Source organism: Cupriavidus sp. YAF13, from assembly GCF_052113425.1.
GTDB lineage: Bacteria > Pseudomonadota > Gammaproteobacteria > Burkholderiales > Burkholderiaceae > Cupriavidus.
The window spans coordinates 1-19201 of the sequence record NZ_JBFRDD010000022.1 but is presented as its reverse complement, the minus strand read 5'-3'; the positions used below and the strand labels follow the sequence as shown (position 1 = coordinate 19201).

Here is a 19201-nt window from a genome sequence, read left to right as displayed (position 1 = left end):
ACTGGCCCCCGGGGCTAATGCTGGCCAGCGGCTGGCCGGCAATCAGTGCCGTGGCGCGGCCTTCGGCACGCCTGCCCACATGGCGGCGCCGCTGGCCAGCAGCAACCCCGCGAGCAGGTACAGCGCGTTGTCCATGCTGCCCGTGTGCGTCTTGATCTGCCCGATCACCCACGGGCTGACGATGCCGCTGGTAATGCCGATGCTGCTGATAAAGGCAATGCCGGTGGCGGCTGTGTGGGCCGGCAGGTGGCTTGGCGGCAAGGACCAGAAGATCGGCAGCGCGGCAAAGATCAGCACGCACGCGGCGGACAGCAACGCGAGCATCGCCGCGAAGCTGGGCAGGTGCAGGGTCAGCAGCGCCAGTGCCAGCGCGCCGCCTACCGTGCAGGCCACGAAATGGCGATGCCGCTCGCCGCGCCGGTCGGAGTGGCGGGCAATCAGGATCAGGCCGACGGCGCCGATGGCGTTCGGGATGACAGAGTAAAGACTGATGGACATCACATCGGTGATGCCGAAGTCCCGGATCATCAGGGGCATCCAGAAGCTCAGCGTCAGCGAGCCGCAGGTCAGCGCGAAGTAAATGAAGGCAAAGAGGTAGATGCGCGGATTGCGCAACGCCTCGATGAGCGCGCCAAACGAGTGCGCGCGCGTGGCCTGTCCGGCCGGCCCGTTATGCGCGGCGAGCAATGCCTTCTCCGGGTCGGTGAGCCAGCTCGCCTGCTGCGGGCCATCGACCAGGAACACCGCGGCGGCGAGCCCGAGCACGATGGCGGGCGCCCCCTCGATGGCAAACATCCACTTCCAGCCATAAAGCCCGAGCACGCCGGCCATGTCGCGCATGATCCAGCCCGACACCAGCCCGCCCAGCACCCCGGCCACGGCAACGCCCGCGAAGAAGATGGCCATCACGGCAGCGCGCCGCCGCGCCGGGAACCAGTAAGTCAGGTACAGCACGATGCCGGGGAAGAAGCCGGCTTCGAACACGCCCAACAGGAAGCGCAGTGTATAGAAGTGCGTGGGTGTCGATACCCACATCATGCCGACCGATGCCAGGCCCCACAGCAACATGATGCGGGTGAAGGTGCGGCGGGCGCCAAAGCGGGCCAGCAGCATGTTGCTGGGCACCTCGCACAGCACGTAGCCCACATAGAACACCGCAGCGCCCAGCCCGTACATCGCATCGCTGAAGCCCAGGTCCTGCTTCATCTGCAGCTGGGCAAAGCCGATATTGATCCGGTCGAGGAAGGAGATGACGTAGCAGACAAAGAGGAAAGGAATGATGCGCAGCCAGATCTTTCGATAGAGCGCGTCTTCGTCGCGGGCAGCACAAGCCGGGGGCGCAATGGCCCCTGCAGAGGAATAGGTCATGGATTGTCTCCGGGAACGCGGGCCCGGCTGGGCCCTGGATGCCGACGTCTGGCGCGTATTGGCAATGAGTGGAAGCGGGCAGCGGGCCGCGCCCGCTGCGATCAGGCTTGCGCGCTGATCTCCGGCGCCGCGCCCTGCCGCGCGAGCTGCATGGCGGCGGCGAGCGTGTCGTGGTTGCCGATATGATTTGCGAGCAACAGGATCAGTTGCGCATTGGCCGCCTGGCTCTGGCCGTCGTCGAGATCGCGATGCATGTCGATCAGGGCTTCGTAGAAGTCGTCGGCGCGCGCCAGGTTGGGTTGGGTGTTGAGTGCCATTGCTGTCTCTCTGACTCAGAATGTCGCCGCGGGATTCATGCCGCTACCGGAGCGGGCGCTTGCGCAGTTGGTGCGCCGGCCTGCGTGCCTCGCAAGTTGCCGGTCGCGCGTGACATGGCCTGCTGGACGGCGGCGATGTCGACCTGCCGCCAGCGCGCGCAGACATGCTGGTCGGGGCGGATCAGGTACAGCGTGCCGGGCCGCGCGTCGTAGCGCCGCGCCGCGAGTCCCTCGGCGTCGTGCCACACCGCTATGCCGGGCGATGCTGCGCACTGGGCATTCGCGCTGACCACGACCAGCTTGAGCGGCAGCGTGCCTTGTCCCAGCCGTTGCAAGGCGGCCAGGCTGTCGGCGTCGGGCGTGCCGAACAGCAACGCGGTGAATTGCCCGCCTAGTTGCGGCAGCAGCCATCCTTGGCCTTGCGCACCGGAGATCGGCGCATCCACGCAGGCCGTGCCCGGCACCATGGCGTCGGCAAACTCGCCGGTGTCAAGCGTGTTGAGCGCCGAATCGCGCAGCACGGATGGCAATGACAGCCGCCCGCTATTCACCAGCTGCCGGGCGAACGCATGCTTCTTCGACAGTGCCAGCACGGCATCGCGGAACACCTTGCTGACCGTGCTCTTCGGCGTGATGAAATCCGTCGAGCGCGTCGAATTGCGGATGTTCTCGTCGGCGGCATATTCGCGCTCGCTCGCATAGGTGTCGAGCAGGCTGTCCGGCGCGCGGCCCTGGATCACGTACGCCAGCTTCCACGCCAGGTTCTCCGCGTCCTGCACACCGCTGTTGGCGCCGCGCGCGCCGAACGGCGAGACGCCATGCGCGGAGTCGCCGGCAAACAGCACATTGCCATGGCGGAAGCTGTCCATGCGCAGGCAGGAGAAGGTATAGACGCTGACCCACTCCAGCTCGAACTTCGCGTCCGGGCCAAGCAGCGCCCGCACGCGCGGAATCACGCGCTCCGGCGTTTTTTCCAGCACGGGATCGGCGTCCCAGCCGAGCTGGAAGTCGATGCGCCAGACATTGTCGGGCTGGCGGTGCAGCAGCACCGACTGGTTCGGATGGAAAGGCGGGTCGAACCAGAACCAGCGCTCCGTGGGGAATTCGGCTTCCATCTTCACGTCGGCGATCAGGAAGCGATCCTTGAACGTGCGGCCCTTGCTGTCCAGGCCCAGCAGGTTGCGCAGCGGGCTGCGCGAGCCATCGGCCGCCACCACGTAGCGTCCGGTGAGCGCATAGGGGCCGTCCGGTGTGTCGACGGTCAGCACCACGGCCGCGTCAGGCGTGCCGGCGTGATGCTGTTCGATGCCCGTCACCTTGTGCTTCCAGCGGATCTCCAGGTTCGGCAACTGGCGCGCGCGGTCGAGCAGGAAGCCCTCGACGTAATACTGCTGCAGGTTGATGAAGGCCGGCCGTTGGTGGCCGGCCTCCGGCAGCAGGTCGAAGGTGTAGACCTGTTCGTCGCGCACGAAGACCTTGCCGACGTGCCAGCGCACGCCCTTGTCCACCATGGGTTCGCCGCAGCCGAGCCGGTCGAAGACATCCAGCGTGCGCTTGGCAAAGCAGATCGCGCGCGATCCGCTCGACAGCGTGCAGTCATCGTCCACCAGCACCACCGGCACGCCGTGCTGGGCCAGGTCGATCGCGGCGGCCAGGCCAACGGGCCCGGCGCCCACGACGATCACGGGGTGCGGCTTGCCTGCGTGCGCCTGCCGTTGCTCGGGGCAGGGCTGGTACTCAAATGACTGGTTCTGGTAATCGTTGCTCATGCTGGTGTCTCCATCCACTCTGTACGGCCATTCCATCTATGCGGCGATTGGCCTTCAGTTTTGCAGCGCGGCCCACATTTCCTTGTCGCGCTGCGCGGTCCAGATGCGCGGATGCTGGATGCCGCTGGCTTCATCGAAGGCGCGCGACACGTCGAACGGCAGGCAGTGCTCGTAGATGAAGACGTGGCCGAACTTCGGGTCCATCGATTTGCGCGTATGGGCCATCGCGCTCTTCAGGTCCAGGCGGTCCACCACGGCTTCCTTGCCGGCCTGGAACAGCGTGGTGACGAAATCCTTGGTGTACTCGATGCCCTTCTTGACCTCTTCCGGATTGGTCAGGGCCGGGCCGCGGCCGGGGACGAGCTTCTCGGCGCCCAGCGCCTGCAAGGCGTCGAGCGTGGCGGGCCATTGCTCGAGTTGCGCGTCGCCGCAGTAGCAGGCTGCGTCGTACTCCACCAGGTCACCGGAGAACAGCACCTTCTGCGACGGCAGCCAGACCACTGTGTCGCCCTTGGTGTGGCCCGAGCCCAGATGGGCGATGCGCACTTCGAGCTTGCCGAGGTACAGGGTGATTTCTTTCTCGAACACCAGCGTCGGCCAGGTCAGGCCCGGCACGGTTTCCACCCCGGCGAACAGGCGCGGGAAGCGTTCGATCTCCGACTTCATGTCGGCCTCGCCGCGCTCCACGATCATCTCGTAGGTGCCGCGGCTGGCGATGATCTGCTGCGCGCCTTCGGYGAAGTAGGCCGAAGCACCCAGCACGCGCACCGCGTGGTAGTGCGAGAGCACGACGTACTTGATGGGCTTGTCCGTCACCGAGCGAATCCTGGCGATCAGGTCTTGCGCCATGGCAGGCGTGGCGGTGGTATCGACGATCAGCACGCCGTCGTCGCCGATGATCACGCCGGAGTTGGGGTCGCCCTCGGCGGTGTACGCGTAAGCGTTCTCGGAGAGCTGGGTGAAGGTGACTTTCTTGGCTTCCAGGTCGGCCTGGGATGCGAATGCCTTGCTCATGCTTGCCTCATCTCTTTTGTCTTGCGTGGGGGAAAGACGAGACAGCAGGCGCCGGAGCAGATCACTGCATAGCGGGGGACTGTCTCGCCCCGTATTCACTCTATAACTGCACCGGTATCGGGGTAAGGCCATCTTAGGAATTGCAGCAAAATTAGTCAATAACAAATCGTATTGTTTTTGACTAACTAGAGGGGCGGGGAGGGTAAGGCACAAACAAGACGCAGAAATCCGAGGGGAAACCCTCGGTCTTGCCGGGCGGATGGCGCCCGGTCGATTACTATCTGGGTTTTCAAGCGGGGGCCGAATGCCACGACCAGCACGACCAGCGCGATCCGCGCGATCAACGCGATCCGAGGACCACATCGCGGACGCCGGCGGCGAGGAGAAGGCGCAGCGCGGCATCCAGAGCGTGGAAGTCGGCGGCCGCTTCCTGCGCGCGCTGGCCGATGTCCGCGCGCCGATGGCCCTGGCCGATCTTGCGGCCAGCGTGCAGATTGCGCCCGCGCAAGCACACACTTACCTGGTCAGCCTGGTGCGGCTTGGCCTGATCAAGCGCGACCACCTGTCCGGGCGCTACGAGCCGGGCCCGCTCGCGCTGCAACTCGGCATGCTGTATCTGGACCACGATCCGGCCTACCGGGCGGCGGTGCCGCTGGTGGCCGCGCTGGCCGGCTCGTGCGGGTTCAGTGTGGCGATCTGCGCCGCCGGCCCGCAGGGCCCCACCATCGTGCGCTATGCGCACGCTGGCTCGCCCTTGCACGTGAACCTGCACGTTGGCACGGTGATGTCGCTGTCGGCAACGGCGACCGGCCGCGTGTTCTGCGCGTTTCTCCCGCCCGGCCAGTGGCAGGCGATCTGGGCGCAACAGCACGCGGGCGATACGCCCGCCGTGGACGCCACCGCGTTCGGTGCGGATCTTGCCGCCATCCGCGAGCGCGGCATCGAGCGCAGCATCGACGCACCAAGCCCCGCCGTCAGCAGCCTGTGCGTGCCGGTGCTGGACGCCAGCGGGCGGCTGCGCCTGGCGCTGACCGTGGTCGGATCGACCGGCGCCATCGATGTGGGCTGGCGCGGCCCCGTGGCTGTCGCATTGCTAGACACCGCCGCGGCCATCCGTGACGCGATCGCCGCCACTAACGCCACTAACGAAACCGAATGACACCCGCCCCCATGCCAATCGACGACATCCTGGGTGAAGCCGCCAAGCCGCAACGCGGCATCCAGTCGCTGGACAACACCGGCCAGTTGCTTGCCGGGCTGGTCGCGGCCGGGCGGCCGCTGCCCTTGCGCGACCTTGCACGCGCGGCCGGCATGCCGCCCGCCAAAGCGTTCCCGCATCTGGTCAGCCTGCAGAAGATCGGCTTGCTGGCGCGCGACGCGGCGGGCAATTTCCTGTCCGGCCCGCTGGGCCTCGAACTCGGGCTGATCGCCTTGCAGCGGCTCTCGCCAACCCGCGAGGCCGAGCCAGAAGTGATCGAACTGGCGGGCGCGACCAGCCTGAGCGTGGCAATGGCAGTGCTTGGCCCGCTGGGGCCGACCGTGGTCCGCCTGGAGGAAGCCGCGCGGCCGCAGCACGTCAGCCTGCGGGTCGGCACTGTGCTGTCGCTGGTCAATACGGCGATCGGCCGGCTGTTCGCGGCGCACCTGCCGGAGCCCGTGCTGATTGGCCTGCTGGGCCAGGACGCGCTGCGGCTCGCAGGTGCACGGGCATCGGATGTTGTCGAAGCGGATGGCGGCGCGGGCGAAGCACTTGCGCCAGCGTACGCGGCCCGGCTGGCGCAAATCCGCGCGCAGCGGATCGACAATGCGCTGGGCCGGCCCGTGCCCGGCATCGACACGCTTGCGGCGGCGGTGTTCGACCACACCGGCAGCATTGCGCTCGTCATCGCCCTGATTGGCACATCGGGCAGCTTTGACAGCGGTACGGACGGCGCAATGGCCGGGACACTGTTGCAGGCGGCGCGGCGGTTGTCGTGGCGGTTCGGCGCGATGGAGCCGATAGAGGTAGCCGTGGGGAACGGATAGCCGAGCCGCCGCTTACTTTCCTTTTGCCACGCGCCGGGGCCGCTTGGGTTGCGGCGCAGGCGCCGCCGCTTCATCCTCGCCATCGTCGACCCGTGGATAGTGTTCGAAGGTCCGTTTCACCAGCTCGCGCAGCCAGATGATTGCCGGGTCATGGTGGAAACGCGGATGCCAATGCTGCTTGATGGCGAATTCCGGCAGCGCCACCGGCGGCTGCATCACGCGCACCGTGCCGTACCGGGCAAAGACGTTGGCGAGTTCCAGCGGTACCGTGGCGATCAGGTCCGGCTGCTGCTCCATCAGCAGCGGCACCACCAGGAAGTGCGGCGTCGACAGGTAGATATTGCGCTGGATGCCATGGTCGTCAAACGCGCTGTCATACGCCGCGCTGGCGCGCCCGGACAGCGTGACCACAATCTGCGGCATGCGCTGGAACTGCTCGAGCGTCAGGGCGTCGCCCACCTCCTGGTTGCGCGCGCTCACGATGGTCACGAACGAGTGCATGAACAAGCGCTGCTGGAACAAGCCTTCCGGCGCGGCGCGAATCGATCCCAGTGCCAGGTCGGCCTCGCCCGTGCCGAGCATGCCCTCGATCTGCTGTAGTGGAACCTGCAACGTGCGCAGCTTGCAGTGCGGTGCCTCGCGGCGCAGCCTGCTGATCAGCGGCGGCAGGAAGACCAGTTCGCCCATGTCGGTCATGCACAGGTTGAACGTGCGCCGTGCCACTAGCGGATCGAAGCGGGACTGCGATAGAACTTGCTGCCGCACAGTGGCCATCACGCCCACAATTGCCTCGGTCAGCTCCTGCGCCTTGTGCGTGGGCATCATGCCTGCCGGCGTCTTGACGAACAACTGGTCGTCAAAGAAGGCGCGCAACCGGTTCAGCGCGTGGCTCATCGCGCTTTGCGTCAGGCCCAGCTCTTGCGCGGCCTTGGTCACACTGCGCTCCCGCAGCATCGCATCGAACACCGTAAGGAGGTTGAGGTCCAGCTCATCTGCATGCATGGCGTACATTCTCGCTATTAGGGGGATGACGTTGACGCATGTTTCCTCCAAATCTATTCTGCAGTCAAGGACCCCGGAGATGGGTCGCCGCACTGGAGACAAGACATGACACCCCACGCCCACGCCCGCACCCGCCGCCACCCGCGTCCCGGCCCGCAAGGCACATTGCCGCCACCCTGACTCCCCGCCTTTTTTAACGCCCGCAACACGCATTGCTTGCAAGCAATGCGTGCATGGCAACGTGCGCCCCGAATTTCCGCACGGGCGCAAAGTGAACGCTTCGAGGAACGCCGCATGTTCATCAAAAACACCTGGTATGTAGCCGGCTGGGATAAGGAAATCCCTGGCGAAGGCATGTTCTCCCGCACCATCATCGGCGTGCCTGTCGTGATGTACCGCAAGGAAGACGGCAGCATCGTCGCGCTGGAGGATCGCTGTTGCCATCGTGGCGCGCCGCTGTCGGTCGGGCGCAGGGAAGGCGATTGCATCCGCTGCATGTATCACGGCCTGAAGTTCGACAGCGCGGGTAGATGCATCGAGGCGCCCGCGCAGGAGCGCATTCCGCCGCAGGCCAAGGTGCGCAAGTTCCCCATCGTCGAGCAGCACCGCTGGGTGTGGATCTGGATGGGAGACCCGGACAATGCCGATCCGTCGCTGATCCCGGATACGCAGTGGCTGGACCATCCGGAATGGCGCAGCCTGGACGGCTACATCCACTACGACGTGAATTACCTGCTGATCTGCGACAACCTGCTGGACTTCTCGCACCTGCCGTTCGTTCATCCCACCACCCTGGGCGGCAGCGAGGACTATGCCGCGGTGCAGCCCAAGGTCGAGCGTATCGATGGCGGCGTGCGGATCACGCGCTGGGCCATCAATACCGAAGCGCCCGCCTTCGCCAAGGCCGTCAAGGACTATCCCGGGAAGGTCGATCGCTGGAACATCTACAACTTCACGATCCCCGCCATCCTGCTAATGGATTCCGGCATGTCTCCCACCGGCACGGGCGCGCCGGCGGGGGTGCGCGTCGATGCCGCCGAATTCCGTGGCTGCCAGGCCATCACCCCGGAGACGGAAAACTCCACGCATTACTTCTTCGCCCATCCGCACAACTTTGCCATCGACAAGCCGGAAGTCACCGCGTCGATTCACCAAAGCGTGGTCACCGCGTTCGACGAAGACCGCGAGATCATCTCGGCGCAGCAGCGAAGCCTTGAGCTTGAGCCCAACTTCAAGATGATGCCGTTTTCCATCGACGCCGCGCTTTCGCAATTCCGTTGGGCGGTGAACCAGAAGCTCGAAGAGGAAGCGGCAGCGTCCGCGCGGAGGTAGCACGGCATGCTCGAACTGATCGTATCCAGGATGACCGCGGAGGCCGAGGGCATTCTCGGCATCGAGCTGCGGCGCCCCTGCGGTGGCGCCTTGCCGGCGTTCACCGCGGGCGCGCATATCGATGTACACCTGCCCGGCAATATTGTCAGGCAATACTCGCTGTGCAACGACTCCGACGAGACCGACCGCTACTGCCTTGGCGTGGGGCTCGCGCCGTTGTCGCGTGGGGGGTCGCGGTATGTCCATGAAGGACTCAAGGAGGGCGACGCGCTCGCCGTGAGCGCGCCGCGTTCGCTGTTCGGCATCGACGCGGCTGCCACTGCGCATCTGTTCATCGCCGGCGGCATCGGCATCACGCCGATTCTCAGCATGATCCGCTGGTGCGAGGCCAACGGCCGGCCGTGGAAACTGCTCTACTGCATGCGCTCGCGCCAGCGCGCGGCTTACCTGGATACGTTGTCGCGCTACGGGGAAAGGGTGCAGTTGCATGTCGATGACGAAAGCCAGGGTGCGCTGGCGGATCTTGCCTCTTTTCTTGGCGGGCTGCACGAGGGTGGGCACGTGTATTGCTGTGGGCCTTCGCCGCTGATGGATGCGGTGGCTGCCAAGGCGGAGTCGGCAGGTGTGCCACGCGCTGCCACGCATTTCGAGCGGTTCAGCGCGGATCCGCAGCAGGCCAGTGCACATGCCGATGCCGATGCGGACGAGGCTTTCACGGTTGTCCTGCACCGGCACGGCAGCCGTTTCACCGTGCCCGCCGGTTCCACCATTCTCGAAACGCTCGAGCACAACGGCGTGCCGTTGCCGTTCTCCTGCCGCGAGGGATTGTGCCGCAGTTGCGAGGTGCCCCTGCTGTCCGGCAAGGCGGACCACAGGGACTACGTGCTGAGCGACGCAGAGCGCGAGGCCAACACCGCCATCATGATTTGCGTTTCCCGGGCGCTGACTCCCGAGTTGGAACTGGACATCTGAGCACGCCGCGCAGCCCCACTGCCTGGCAAGAGCACCGCAACACGCGCCACCCAGATGGCCGCGATCATCCAAGGAGACAAGATGATGTTCCATCCCGCTCGCTCAATACTGGCTGCCGTGCTTGCCATGGCCGGCCTGGCAGCAACCCCTGCGCGTGCCGACATCAACGTCGGCGTCACCCTGTCGCTGACCGGTCCCGCGGCGTCGCTCGGCATGCCGGCAAAGCGCGCGATCGACCTCCTGCCAAAGGAGGCAGCAGGGCAGAAGCTGAACTTCATCCTCCTCGACGACACCTCGGATCCCAGCGTCAGCGTGCGCAACTTTCGCCGCCTGGTGGATGAGCACAAGGTGGATGTGGTGATGGGCTCCTCGGTTACGCCGTCGACCATTGCGCTGGTCGACGTTGCCGCCGAGACCAAGGTGCCGTTGATGAGCCTGGCTGCCAGCGCCAAGATCGTGGAGCCGCAGGACGAGAAACGACGGTGGGCATTCAAGGCGATCCAGAATGAGAACCTGATGATCGGCGCCACGCTTGACCATATGCAACAGGCCGGGACGAAGACACTGGCATTCATGGGTTTCTCGGATGCCTATGGCGACGCATGGCTGGCCGCACTCCAGCCGCTGGCGGACAAGGCCGGTATCAAGCTTGTGGCCACGGAGCGTTATGTCCGCACGGACACCAGCGTAGTCGCGCAGACACTGAAGATCATCGCCGCGAAGCCGGACGCCGTCCTTGTCGCCGCATCCGGCACACCCGGCGCCCTGCCGCAGAAAGCGCTCACCGAGCGCGGGTACAAAGGACGCGTCTACCAGACCTACGGCATTGCCAACCGGGACTTCCTGCGCGTTGCCGGAAAGGATGCGGAGGGCGCGATCTTCGCGGTCGGGCCGGTGCTGGTAGCGGACCAGCTTGAGCCTGGCAGCCCGATGCGGCCCGTCGCGCAGGATTTCGTCAAGCGCTACGAGGCCGCGTACGGCTCTAACTCAGCCTCGATCTTCTCGGCCAACGTCTGGGATGCGGGCCTGGTGCTGCGTGCGGCGATTCCCGCCGCCCTTGGCAAGGGCAAACCGGGCACAGAGGCGTTCCGCATCGCGCTGCGCGACGCGTTGGAGAGCACCAGCGGTGTCGTGACTACCCAAGGCGTGACGACGATGTCCCGGTCCGACCATGTTGGCTACGACAAGCGGGCAGCGGTGCTGGTCCAGATCCAGAATGGCGTCTGGAAATACCTGAAGTAAATCACTGCCTCTATGGCTTGCCGCTGAACTTGCGGTGCATTTGCGCCAGCAGCGGCGAGCGCGGCAGCAGATCGGCCTTGCTTTCCAGCTCGATCAGCCGGCCGGAGCGGTGCAGGTCCTGGATGATGCGGTCCACCGCCGCCACCGTGTCTTTTTCGCCCTTGCGCACCCAGGCCACTTGCGGGGCGGGATCGACCTCGTCGGGCAGCACCGCGTAGTCGCGCCATTCCGGATCGCGCGCCACYAGCGTGTTCAGTGTCACACTCTCATGCACGGCTGCCACGCACGAGGCGCCGCCGCGCAGCGCCAGCAGGGATTCGGACATGCCTTTGAAGCCTTTGAGCTCGGCGCCGTACTGCGCGCTCAGCGGCTTGGCATAGCTGCTGCCCTGCGAAAGGCAGACCGGCTTGCCGCGCAGGTCCTCCCAGCGCTTGATGCCGCTGCGCTTGAGAAAGACCGCGGTGCCGCCGTTGCGATAGTACGGCGTGGGGGCGTAATCCATCTGCGTGGCGCGCTCCGGCGTCAGCAGCATGCTGGCAACCAGCAGGTCCACCTTGCCTTGCTGCAGGAACTGCACGCGGTTGGCTGGCAGCACGGGTACCAGTTCGGCTTGCACGCCCAGGTCCCTGGCGATCTGCCTGGCCAGCTCCGGGTTGAAGCCGATCATCTCGCCGCTGGCCGGATCGATCGAGCCGAAGCCGCCCGTGCCGTTGACGATGACGCCGATGCTGATTTTCTTACGCTGCTGGATGCGATCCAGCGTGGCGTCGGCGTGGACGGCGGTGCTGCCGAGCAGCGTGGTGAGCACCAGGGCAAGGAGGGCGCGGCGTGGTGAGTCAGATAGCCTGGGCATGGGAATGCATACTGGTGAGGTGTAAAGCGACGGCGTGATGCCGGCACGCGCGCCTTGTGCTGAGCAAGCGCTTATCAATCGTCGGCCAGCTGGAACAGGCAATCGCCGCGCTGCGTGTGCGCGGGCACGCGCTTGCAGATCACCAACCCGCTTGCCGGGAAGCGCGCGATCGCCGGCTCGCGCTCAAGGCTGTGCGGCGTATGCAGCAGCGCCGCAGGCTGGCCGGCGTCCACGCGATCGCCAAGCTGCACCAGTGGCTCGAAGATGCCGTCTTCCCGCGCATAAACATAATGGCGCTCCCGGTCCACGCGCAGCAGTCGGGTGGTGTGCGGCGCCGCAGCAGGCACCAGCGGGCCGCGCACAACGCCAAGGTGCCCGAGCAGATGCAGCAGGCCTTGCCACGCATCTTGCAGCGCCACGGCATCCACCATGCCCGCGCCGCCGAGTTCGGTCAGCAGTGCCAGCACGCCCTGGCGGCGCGCCGCCGCCAGCAAGCCGACCGGGTTGGGCACCTCATTGATGAAGGTGTGCGGCAAGCCGAAGGCATGCACCGCGTCGAACAGTCGCGCCTTGGCGGCAGCGTCTTGCGCGGCCTGGGCAAACAAGGTGGCGCCGTGGTATTGCAGTGAACTGCCGCCGGAGTGCAGGTCGATCGCCAGGCTCACGCGCGTGAGCAGCGAACGCTCGATATAGTCCGCGATGACCTGCGTCGGCGTGCCGCGCGCATCGCCGGGAAAGCTACGGTTGAGATTGCCGCCGTCCAGCGGCGACGTGCGCAGGCCGGCTTGCGCGGCCGGATAGTTGGCCATCGGCAGCAGGATCACCTGGCCTTGCACCATCTCCGGCGTGAGCGCGCGGATCAGCCGCGAAACCAGGATCTGGCCTTCGTATTCGTCGCCATGGTTGCCTGCCATCACCAGCACGGCGGGGCCTTCGCCGTTGCGTACCGAGGCGATCGGGATGGGCAGCCAGCCATAGGCGGAGCGATGCGCGGAGTGCGGCAGGCGCAGGTAGCCGGTGTGCTTGCCCGGCGCGCCGAAATCGACTTCGCTGTGGATGGGGGAGGCGGGCGCGTGCCCCGGGGAGGAAGCCATGGTGAAGTCGTCGGGTGAGGGCGGCGCGAGCCTTGCAGCTCGCGCGGCGTACGGGAACCCGTCACTCTACGCAGCCGGCCCGGCTTGCGGAAGGAACAAATCGGCGCATGGATATGCGTGCGGCGTGCGCACGTTTTGACTTCCGGTCGCCACGGCTGCCACGCTGCCACGCTGGCAGGTTTTCCGGATTTGCTACTGCGGTTTTATTCTTGGACCGGCATGCCGTCGCTTACCTAGACTGGTTGCCTGGCATCTCGCCAGCTCAATCATCGCCAGCAATATCTTCGAGGTGAACGGCTTATGAACCTGCGTGCAATTTTATCCACGGTCCTCGCCGCCACGACGGCGCTCGCCATCGGCGCCGCCCCGGCGCTGGCCGCCGACAAGCCCATCAAGGTCGGCGTGCGCGGCGGGGTGGACGAAGAGATATGGGAAGTGGTGACCAAGGTGGCCCGCAAGCAAGGCTTCAACGTGGAGCCGATCGTGATTACCGGCACCGCCAGCCCCAACGAGGCGCTGAACAACGGCGATCTCGATGCCAACGCGTTCCAGCACAAGCCGTTCCTGCGTGACCAGATCAACCAGCGCGGCTACAAGATCGTGGCGGTGGCGGACACGCTGATCTCGCCGATTGCCTTTTACTCGCGCAAATACAAGTCGCTGGAGTCGCTGCCGCAGGGCGCGCGGCTGGGTATTCCCAATGATCCGAGCAACCAGACCCGGGCGCTGGTGATCCTGCGCGATCATGGGCTGATCAAGCTGCGCGCGGGTTTCGACCCGTACACCGGCACGGCCACGCTGGGCGATATCACCGCCAACCCGAAGAAGCTGGACCTGGTGGAAAGCGCTTCGGTGGTGCTGGCGCGCTCGTTGCCGGACGTGGATGCCGCCGCCGTGGTCAACACCTTCGCCTACCAGGCCGGGCTGATCGCCACGCGCGATGGCATTGCGGTGGAGAAGAAGGAGCACAACCCGTACGTGAACGTGATTGCCGTGCGCGAGCGTGACAAGGCCGCGCCGTGGGTGGCACCGCTGATCAAGGCGTACCACTCGGACGAGGTGCGCAAGTTCATCCTGACCAAGTACCAGGGCTCGGTGATCCCGGCGTTCTGATGTGGCGGCTGCCGTTGCTCATGTTGTTGATGTTGTTCCCGGAGGATTTTCATCGTGTCACAGACGCCCCCGCTGCAATCAAGTCCGCCGCATATCGTCTTCGAGCAGCTTGGCAAGCACTACCCGGGCGCGCCCGCGGCCGCGTTGCAGGAGGTGTCATTCACGGTGGCGCGCGCAGAGGTTTTCGGCATCATCGGGCGTAGCGGCGCGGGCAAGTCCACGCTGTTGCGCACCATCAACATGCTGGAGCGTCCCAGCGCGGGGCAGGTGCGCGTGGATGGCGTGGACGTGGGCACGCTGGACGAGGACGGCCTGGTGGCGCTGCGCCGGCGCATCGGCATGATCTTCCAGCATTTCAATTTGCTATCGGCCAAGACCGTGTTCGAGAACGTGGCCTTGCCCTTGCGCGTGGCCGGCGTGCCGCGCGCGGAGATTGTGCCGCGCGTGATGGCGTTGCTGGAACTGGTGGGGCTGGCCGACAAGGCGCAGGTTTATCCGGCCACGCTGTCCGGCGGGCAGAAGCAGCGCGTGGGCATTGCGCGCGCGCTGGTGCACCGCCCGGAGATCCTGCTGTGCGACGAGGCTACCTCGGCGCTGGACCCCGAGACCACCGAATCGATCCTGGCCCTGCTGCGCGACATCAACCGCACGCTCGGACTGACCGTGGTGCTGATCACGCACGACATGGCGGTGATCCGCCAGGCTTGCGACCGCGTGCTGGTGCTCGACCAAGGCCGCGCGGTGGAGCTCGGCACGGTGTGGCAGGTGTTTGCCGAGCCGCGGGCCGCCGCCACGCTGGCGCTGCTGCGCCCGCTGCGGCTGGATTTGCCGGTGCCGGCCGGCGGCGAGTTTGCCCATGCCATGCATGCCGCCAAGGCGGCCAACGCATCGTACGCGAGTGCGCGCGCCAATATCGAAATACAGGCTTATGTTCCCGCCCATGGCTGACAAGTACGTAAAGGCGCTGGGCGAGACCTTGCTGATGGTGAGCGCCGCCTGCCTGGTGGTGTTCGTGTGCGGCATGGCGCTGGCCATCGTACTGACGTTGAGCGCGCCGGGTGGTTTGCGTCCGCGTCCGCGGCTGCACCGTACGCTGTCGGCGCTGGTCAACACCTTCCGCTCGATCCCGTTCATCATCCTGCTGGTGGCGATGCTGCCCGTGACGCGGCTGATCGTCGGCACCACCATGGGCACGTGGGCGGCGGTGGTGCCACTGAGCGTGCACCTGATTCCCTTCTTTGCGCGCATTGCGCAGGTCAGCCTGAACGAGATCGATCCGGGCCTGATCGAGGCCGCGCGCGCCATGGGCTGCCGGCGCTGGCACATCGTGCGCCACGTGCTGCTGCCCGAAGCGCTGCCCGGCATCGTTGGCGGCGCAACCGTCAGCGTGATTGCCATGATCGGCTCGTCGGCCATGGCCGGCGCGGTGGGCGCCGGCGGCCTGGGCGACCTGGCCATCCGCTACGGCTACGAGCGCTACGAGACCGCGGTGATGTTCAATGTGATCGTGATCCTGGTTGCGCTGGTCACGCTGGTGCAGTTCGGCGGCGAGCGGCTGGCGCGGCGCTTCGACCACAGGCGCTGAGCCGGCCACGGCGCGCGCTGGCGACTACTGGCGACTACTGGCGATTACTGGCGATTACTGGCGATACGACGGATCGCTGCGATCGAGCTGCCGCAGCAGGGCCGCCCAGTGCTTGCGCGTGACGGGGCCGCCGGCATTGCTCACCACCAGGTCCGCCACCTTGCGTGCCACGGCATCGGGTGCGATCACCAGCGGTGCGCCGCCGGATTGCGCGGCCAGCTGCGCCACGCAGGCGCGCTCCGGCATATGCAGTTCCTGGAAGGCTTGCGCAATGGTGGGCGCGCACGTCAGCAGGCCGTGGTTGCGCAGGATGAAGATATCGCGCTCGCCCAGGTCCGCCACCAGCCGGGAGCGTTCATCCAGGTCGATGGCGATGCCTTCGTAGTCGTGATAGGCCACCCTGTCGAAGAAGCGCATGGCGTGCTGCGAAATCATCAGCAGGCCATCGCGCTGCGCCGACACGCCGATGCCGGCAGCGGTGTGGGTATGGAGCACGCAGCCCACGTCGTGGCGCGCGGCGTGGATGGCGCTATGGATCACGTAGCCGGCCGGGTTGATGCCAAGGCCAGTGTCGTCGCGCAGGATCTCGCCGTCGATATCGACCTTGACCAGGTTGGACGCGGTGATTTCTTCGAAGGCCACCCGGGCTTGCCAACGCTGCAATCGGCATATGGAAATGCAAGAGCGGAAGGACGGCGATGCGGCCGCGATGCGCCATCCCGTAGAATCCTCCCCTGCGCGGCCGCTCCCATGCATCGCGCGCCGTGCACTGACCCAGCACCACACATAAAACCAATAACGCAGGAGCCCCCCCTTGAAGAAGCCCTTCGCCCTCATCGCCGCCGCGGCAGCATTGACGACGGCTGCCACCTTTGCCCACGCCGCTTATCCCGAGCGGCCCATCAAGCTGATCGTGCCTTTCCCGCCGGGGCAGGCCACCGACATCTTTGCGCGCGCCCTGGCCGAGCGGCTGGGCAAGCAGCTTGGCCAGCCGGTGGTGGTGGACAACCGTGCCGGGGCGGGCAGCAACCTCGGCATGGAGATCGCTTCCCACGCCGCGCCCGATGGCTACACGCTGGTGATGGCCGGCAGCGCGATGGCGGTCAACCAGACGCTATACAAGAAGCTGAACTACAACCCGCGCCAGGATTTCCAGCCGATCTCCGGCGTGTTCTCGGTGCCGCTGGTGTTCCTCGCCACGCCGGCTTCCGGCATCGTCTCGCTGCGCGACCTGATCGCCAAGGCCAAGGCCGCGCCCGGCAAGTACAGCTACGCCAGCGCGGGCGTGGGGGGTACCCAGCATCTGTCGGCCGAAATGCTCAAGGCCCAGGCGGGCATCTTCATGGTGCACATCCCCTACAAGGGCAGCGGCCCGGCGCAGTCCGACTTTCTCGGCAACCAGATCCCGCTGATGGTGGACTCGGTGACGGCGGCGCTGCCCCTGATCCAGTCGAAGAAGGCCGTGCCGCTGGCGGTCACGGTGGCCAAGCGCGCGCCGCAGCTGCCGTCGGTGCCCACGGTGCGCGAGCAAGGCGTTCCAGGCTTCGAAGCGCTGGGCTGGGCCATCCTGATGGCGCCCAAAGGCCTGCCACCCGCGCTCGTGAGCCAGCTCAACGCGGAAACGGTGAAGGCGCTGCAGTCGCCCGAGCTGTCGAAGTTCATCACCGACCGCGGCTCGGAGCCGATGCCGATGAGCCCGGAGGAAACCGGCAAGTTCGTCGACAGCGAGATCCACAAGTGGGGCGCGGTGGTGAAGCGTTCGGGCGCCCAGGCTGATTAGGCGCGGCTAACAAAACCATGTCATCGTCACATGCCTGTTGAGCGTTGCCATGAGGCGATGGCGCAGCGGCTTGCAAGTGACCGGAATCCATGCGTCTAACGCACGGCTGTCAGCCATCGCATCAGGCGTTCGACAGGGCCTTGCCTCATCTTGAAACTCCAAACCCAGGCCACGATTGTTGCAAATGCCAGAAAAGCTGATGCGGCCAGTGCGGCGTCGGTCAGAGTACAGTTGCCATCCAGCGCCCCAAGTGTTTCCAGCAGGCCCATGYCGATGAAAATGTGTGCCAGATAGATGCTGAGGGTCATGCGCCCGGCGGGTAGCAGGAATCTCAACGGCCGACCGGGCCACTGGCTGGAAATGCGCAGGCAAACGCCAATGGCAGCGCTGGCGGAGCCAATGCCCATGAGCAGATATAGCGGGCCCGGTGGCATAGGTGTCGTGCCTAGCAGCCAGGCAAAGGCGCTGTCCTGGCACAGGTGTGAGATTACACCAGCCAGCACGGCCATCGACAATCCGGTTCCTGCCAACGCCCATTGCGTACTGGCGCGTTGCAGTGGTAGATGTGCCAGCAACATGCCATATAGAAACAGCGCGAACCATGGCAGCACCGGATGGAATCCGTTGAACAGCAGGTTACGAGCGAAGCCGGCCGGCGTCCACAGGTCGGTGTAGTGTAACGCTGCCCATTCCCAACCTTGACTGTAGTCGGAGTTCAGCAAAGCCCACAATGAAACAGTTGCCACGGCCAACATGGTGGCGAGCAACGGCGCAATCCTAGCTCGCAGCAACGGCAATGCCAGCAGGAAATACACTGCGTAGTAATGGATGATGTCGGCGGGAAATATCAGCAGATTAAGTAATCCTGCACATAGCAGGAATAGCGAACGGCGTAGCGTCCATATGCGTGCCGTTGTCGACTCCAGATTGCGTGTTGCTAGCACTAAGCCCATGCCAGCCAGCACTACAAAGGTGGCTGACGCCTTGCCTTCAAGGAAGCCCAATAGTCCGTCCAGCCACGCCGGCCCACGGGCGGCAGGCTGCATCGCTAACCGGAAGTTGACCAGTGTCATTCCGGCCAGCGCCAGATAGCGAGCCAGATCCAGACCATCCAGGCGCGGTCTTGCGGGGGGAGCAGACGTCATGTTCCAAGCAAGCCGTGCAGGAGCCCTGGATGGAGCGCATCCATTGCCTGGACAGAGGGATTGTCTTGGTAGCCGGCGGTTTCTGCCTGCGCCATCAACGCCTGGCGCAAGGCATCGTTCTCAACAATATCTAGCATTGCCTGTGCCACTAGCCGCGCGGGCGCAGTCGGTTTGAACACGCCTCGCTTCATGGCACGTTCGATTGCATTTGTCAGGGTATCGAGCAATTGCCTGCGATTGTTCTCGAACGCAGGCATAAGAGCGGGACTTCGCGCGATTTCCGCCAGGCATTCAACGCCCAGTATCGCCCATTCGCGCTGCCGGCAAAGCGCCCAGTATGCTGCAAGGAACTGCTTTACCTGTTCCGTTGATGGATTGGCGGTTCTTTCGAGTGTGCGTAGCAGCGGCGCTAGTTCGGCCTGCTCCTGATTTGCAACTTCGGCAATAAGAGCCTGTTTGCCGGGAAAGTAGTTGTACAGGTTGCCCAGACTGACTGACGCAGCCAAAGCTATATCGCGCATGCTGGTCGCGTGAAAGCCCTTGTCTATGAAGCAGTCGATGGCGGCCTGCATGATGACGGTACGACGATC

Annotated in this window: 19 protein-coding genes; 9 read left to right on the top strand and 10 right to left on the bottom strand. The window is 65.5% G+C overall.

The window, feature by feature from the left end; all coding sequences use genetic code 11:
- Nucleotides 1-42: 42 nt before the first annotated feature.
- The 4 genes from AB4061_RS18575 to AB4061_RS18560 all read right to left on the bottom strand — a co-directional run bounded on the left by AB4061_RS18575 (nucleotide 43) and on the right by AB4061_RS18560 (nucleotide 4468).
- Nucleotides 43-1368, bottom strand: coding sequence for an MFS transporter (locus AB4061_RS18575; protein WP_441636299.1), 1326 nt, complete (start codon nucleotides 1366-1368; stop codon nucleotides 43-45).
- Between the two features lie 101 nt (nucleotides 1369-1469).
- Nucleotides 1470-1685 carry a DUF2783 domain-containing protein gene (locus tag AB4061_RS18570; protein WP_441636297.1) on the bottom strand — a complete coding sequence of 72 codons (216 nt, stop codon included), beginning with the start codon at nucleotides 1683-1685 and terminating at the stop codon, nucleotides 1470-1472.
- Nucleotides 1686-1720: 35 nt separating this feature from the next.
- Nucleotides 1721-3454, bottom strand: coding sequence for an FAD-dependent oxidoreductase (locus AB4061_RS18565; protein ID WP_441636296.1), 1734 nt, complete (start codon nucleotides 3452-3454; stop codon nucleotides 1721-1723).
- Nucleotides 3455-3508: 54 nt separating this feature from the next.
- Nucleotides 3509-4468, bottom strand: coding sequence for an MBL fold metallo-hydrolase (locus tag AB4061_RS18560; RefSeq protein ID WP_441636294.1), 960 nt, complete (start codon nucleotides 4466-4468; stop codon nucleotides 3509-3511).
- 304 nt (nucleotides 4469-4772) lie between these two features.
- Between AB4061_RS18560 and AB4061_RS18555 the strand changes: the two genes are divergently transcribed.
- Nucleotides 4773-5627 carry an IclR family transcriptional regulator gene (locus AB4061_RS18555; RefSeq protein ID WP_441636292.1) on the top strand — a complete coding sequence of 285 codons (855 nt, stop codon included), beginning with the start codon at nucleotides 4773-4775 and terminating at the stop codon, nucleotides 5625-5627.
- Complete coding sequence (locus AB4061_RS18550; protein WP_441636290.1) at nucleotides 5624-6493, top strand: IclR family transcriptional regulator; 870 nt, start codon at nucleotides 5624-5626, stop codon at nucleotides 6491-6493. The genes AB4061_RS18555 and AB4061_RS18550 overlap by 4 nt, the downstream gene beginning before the upstream one ends.
- Before the next feature lie 12 nt (nucleotides 6494-6505).
- Here the strand turns inward: AB4061_RS18550 and AB4061_RS18545 are convergent, their stop codons facing one another.
- Nucleotides 6506-7495, bottom strand: coding sequence for a LysR family transcriptional regulator (locus AB4061_RS18545; RefSeq protein WP_441636288.1), 990 nt, complete (start codon nucleotides 7493-7495; stop codon nucleotides 6506-6508).
- A gap of 294 nt (nucleotides 7496-7789) precedes the next feature.
- On the opposite strand from AB4061_RS18545, the gene AB4061_RS18540 reads away from it, so the two are divergent.
- The 3 genes from AB4061_RS18540 (at nucleotide 7790) to AB4061_RS18530 (ending at nucleotide 11041) form a co-directional block, all read left to right on the top strand.
- Nucleotides 7790-8827 carry an aromatic ring-hydroxylating dioxygenase subunit alpha gene (locus AB4061_RS18540; protein WP_441636286.1) on the top strand — a complete coding sequence of 346 codons (1038 nt, stop codon included), beginning with the start codon at nucleotides 7790-7792 and terminating at the stop codon, nucleotides 8825-8827.
- Between the two features lie 6 nt (nucleotides 8828-8833).
- Complete coding sequence (locus AB4061_RS18535; RefSeq protein WP_441636284.1) at nucleotides 8834-9799, top strand: PDR/VanB family oxidoreductase; 966 nt, start codon at nucleotides 8834-8836, stop codon at nucleotides 9797-9799.
- A gap of 84 nt (nucleotides 9800-9883) precedes the next feature.
- On the top strand, nucleotides 9884-11041 hold the full coding sequence (locus AB4061_RS18530; protein ID WP_441636467.1) for an ABC transporter substrate-binding protein: 1158 nt from the start codon (nucleotides 9884-9886) through the stop codon (nucleotides 11039-11041).
- Between the two features lie 10 nt (nucleotides 11042-11051).
- Here the strand turns inward: AB4061_RS18530 and AB4061_RS18525 are convergent, their stop codons facing one another.
- Together AB4061_RS18525 and AB4061_RS18520 are read right to left on the bottom strand one after the other, a co-directional pair.
- A complete protein-coding gene (locus tag AB4061_RS18525; protein WP_441636282.1) occupies nucleotides 11052-11894 on the bottom strand; it encodes a transporter substrate-binding domain-containing protein in 843 nt (280 codons plus the stop codon).
- Between the two features lie 74 nt (nucleotides 11895-11968).
- Nucleotides 11969-12988 carry a succinylglutamate desuccinylase/aspartoacylase family protein gene (locus tag AB4061_RS18520; RefSeq protein WP_441636280.1) on the bottom strand — a complete coding sequence of 340 codons (1020 nt, stop codon included), beginning with the start codon at nucleotides 12986-12988 and terminating at the stop codon, nucleotides 11969-11971.
- Between the two features lie 300 nt (nucleotides 12989-13288).
- On the opposite strand from AB4061_RS18520, the gene AB4061_RS18515 reads away from it, so the two are divergent.
- Genes AB4061_RS18515 through AB4061_RS18505 form a run of 3 tightly spaced genes read left to right on the top strand, consistent with a single transcriptional unit; the run spans nucleotide 13289 to nucleotide 15686 of the window.
- On the top strand, nucleotides 13289-14101 hold the full coding sequence (locus tag AB4061_RS18515; RefSeq protein ID WP_441636278.1) for a MetQ/NlpA family ABC transporter substrate-binding protein: 813 nt from the start codon (nucleotides 13289-13291) through the stop codon (nucleotides 14099-14101).
- Nucleotides 14102-14155: 54 nt separating this feature from the next.
- Nucleotides 14156-15049, top strand: coding sequence for a methionine ABC transporter ATP-binding protein (locus AB4061_RS18510; RefSeq protein WP_441636276.1), 894 nt, complete (start codon nucleotides 14156-14158; stop codon nucleotides 15047-15049).
- Complete coding sequence (locus AB4061_RS18505) at nucleotides 15030-15686, top strand: methionine ABC transporter permease (protein WP_150984309.1); 657 nt, start codon at nucleotides 15030-15032, stop codon at nucleotides 15684-15686. The genes AB4061_RS18510 and AB4061_RS18505 overlap by 20 nt, the downstream gene beginning before the upstream one ends.
- Before the next feature lie 54 nt (nucleotides 15687-15740).
- Here the strand turns inward: AB4061_RS18505 and AB4061_RS18500 are convergent, their stop codons facing one another.
- Nucleotides 15741-16328, bottom strand: coding sequence for a class II aldolase/adducin family protein (locus AB4061_RS18500; RefSeq protein ID WP_441636273.1), 588 nt, complete (start codon nucleotides 16326-16328; stop codon nucleotides 15741-15743).
- A gap of 172 nt (nucleotides 16329-16500) precedes the next feature.
- Here AB4061_RS18500 and AB4061_RS18495 point away from each other — a divergent pair, with 172 nt between their 5' ends.
- Nucleotides 16501-17466 (top strand): tripartite tricarboxylate transporter substrate binding protein, encoded by a 966-nt coding sequence (locus AB4061_RS18495; protein WP_441636272.1) that lies wholly within the window; start codon nucleotides 16501-16503, stop codon nucleotides 17464-17466.
- A gap of 95 nt (nucleotides 17467-17561) precedes the next feature.
- Here AB4061_RS18495 and AB4061_RS18490 read toward each other — a convergent pair whose 3' ends face one another.
- Both AB4061_RS18490 and AB4061_RS18485 read right to left on the bottom strand, forming a co-directional pair.
- Nucleotides 17562-18611, bottom strand: a complete 1050-nt coding sequence (locus AB4061_RS18490; protein ID WP_441636270.1) for a heparan-alpha-glucosaminide N-acetyltransferase domain-containing protein — start codon at nucleotides 18609-18611, stop codon at nucleotides 17562-17564.
- A partial coding sequence (locus AB4061_RS18485; RefSeq protein WP_441636268.1) for a TetR/AcrR family transcriptional regulator occupies nucleotides 18608-19201 on the bottom strand: 594 nt, incomplete at its 5' end. The genes AB4061_RS18485 and AB4061_RS18490, both read right to left, overlap by 4 nt.

Excerpts from the sequence above, each read along its gene's own strand:
- AB4061_RS18575 (WP_441636299.1), bottom strand. The coding sequence starts at position 1,368 with ATGACCTATTCCTCTGCAGGGGCCATTGCGCCCCCGGCTTGTGCTGCC.
- AB4061_RS18570 (WP_441636297.1), bottom strand. The coding sequence starts at position 1,685 with ATGGCACTCAACACCCAACCCAACCTGGCGCGCGCCGACGACTTCTAC.
- AB4061_RS18565 (WP_441636296.1), bottom strand. The coding sequence starts at position 3,454 with ATGAGCAACGATTACCAGAACCAGTCATTTGAGTACCAGCCCTGCCCC.
- AB4061_RS18555 (WP_441636292.1), top strand. The coding sequence starts at position 4,773 with ATGCCACGACCAGCACGACCAGCGCGATCCGCGCGATCAACGCGATCC.
- AB4061_RS18550 (WP_441636290.1), top strand. The coding sequence starts at position 5,624 with ATGACACCCGCCCCCATGCCAATCGACGACATCCTGGGTGAAGCCGCC.
- AB4061_RS18545 (WP_441636288.1), bottom strand. The coding sequence starts at position 7,495 with ATGCATGCAGATGAGCTGGACCTCAACCTCCTTACGGTGTTCGATGCG.
- AB4061_RS18540 (WP_441636286.1), top strand. The coding sequence starts at position 7,790 with ATGTTCATCAAAAACACCTGGTATGTAGCCGGCTGGGATAAGGAAATC.
- AB4061_RS18535 (WP_441636284.1), top strand. The coding sequence starts at position 8,834 with ATGCTCGAACTGATCGTATCCAGGATGACCGCGGAGGCCGAGGGCATT.
- AB4061_RS18530 (WP_441636467.1), top strand. The coding sequence starts at position 9,884 with ATGTTCCATCCCGCTCGCTCAATACTGGCTGCCGTGCTTGCCATGGCC.
- AB4061_RS18520 (WP_441636280.1), bottom strand. The coding sequence starts at position 12,988 with ATGGCTTCCTCCCCGGGGCACGCGCCCGCCTCCCCCATCCACAGCGAA.
- AB4061_RS18515 (WP_441636278.1), top strand. The coding sequence starts at position 13,289 with ATGAACCTGCGTGCAATTTTATCCACGGTCCTCGCCGCCACGACGGCG.
- AB4061_RS18505 (WP_150984309.1), top strand. The coding sequence starts at position 15,030 with ATGTTCCCGCCCATGGCTGACAAGTACGTAAAGGCGCTGGGCGAGACC.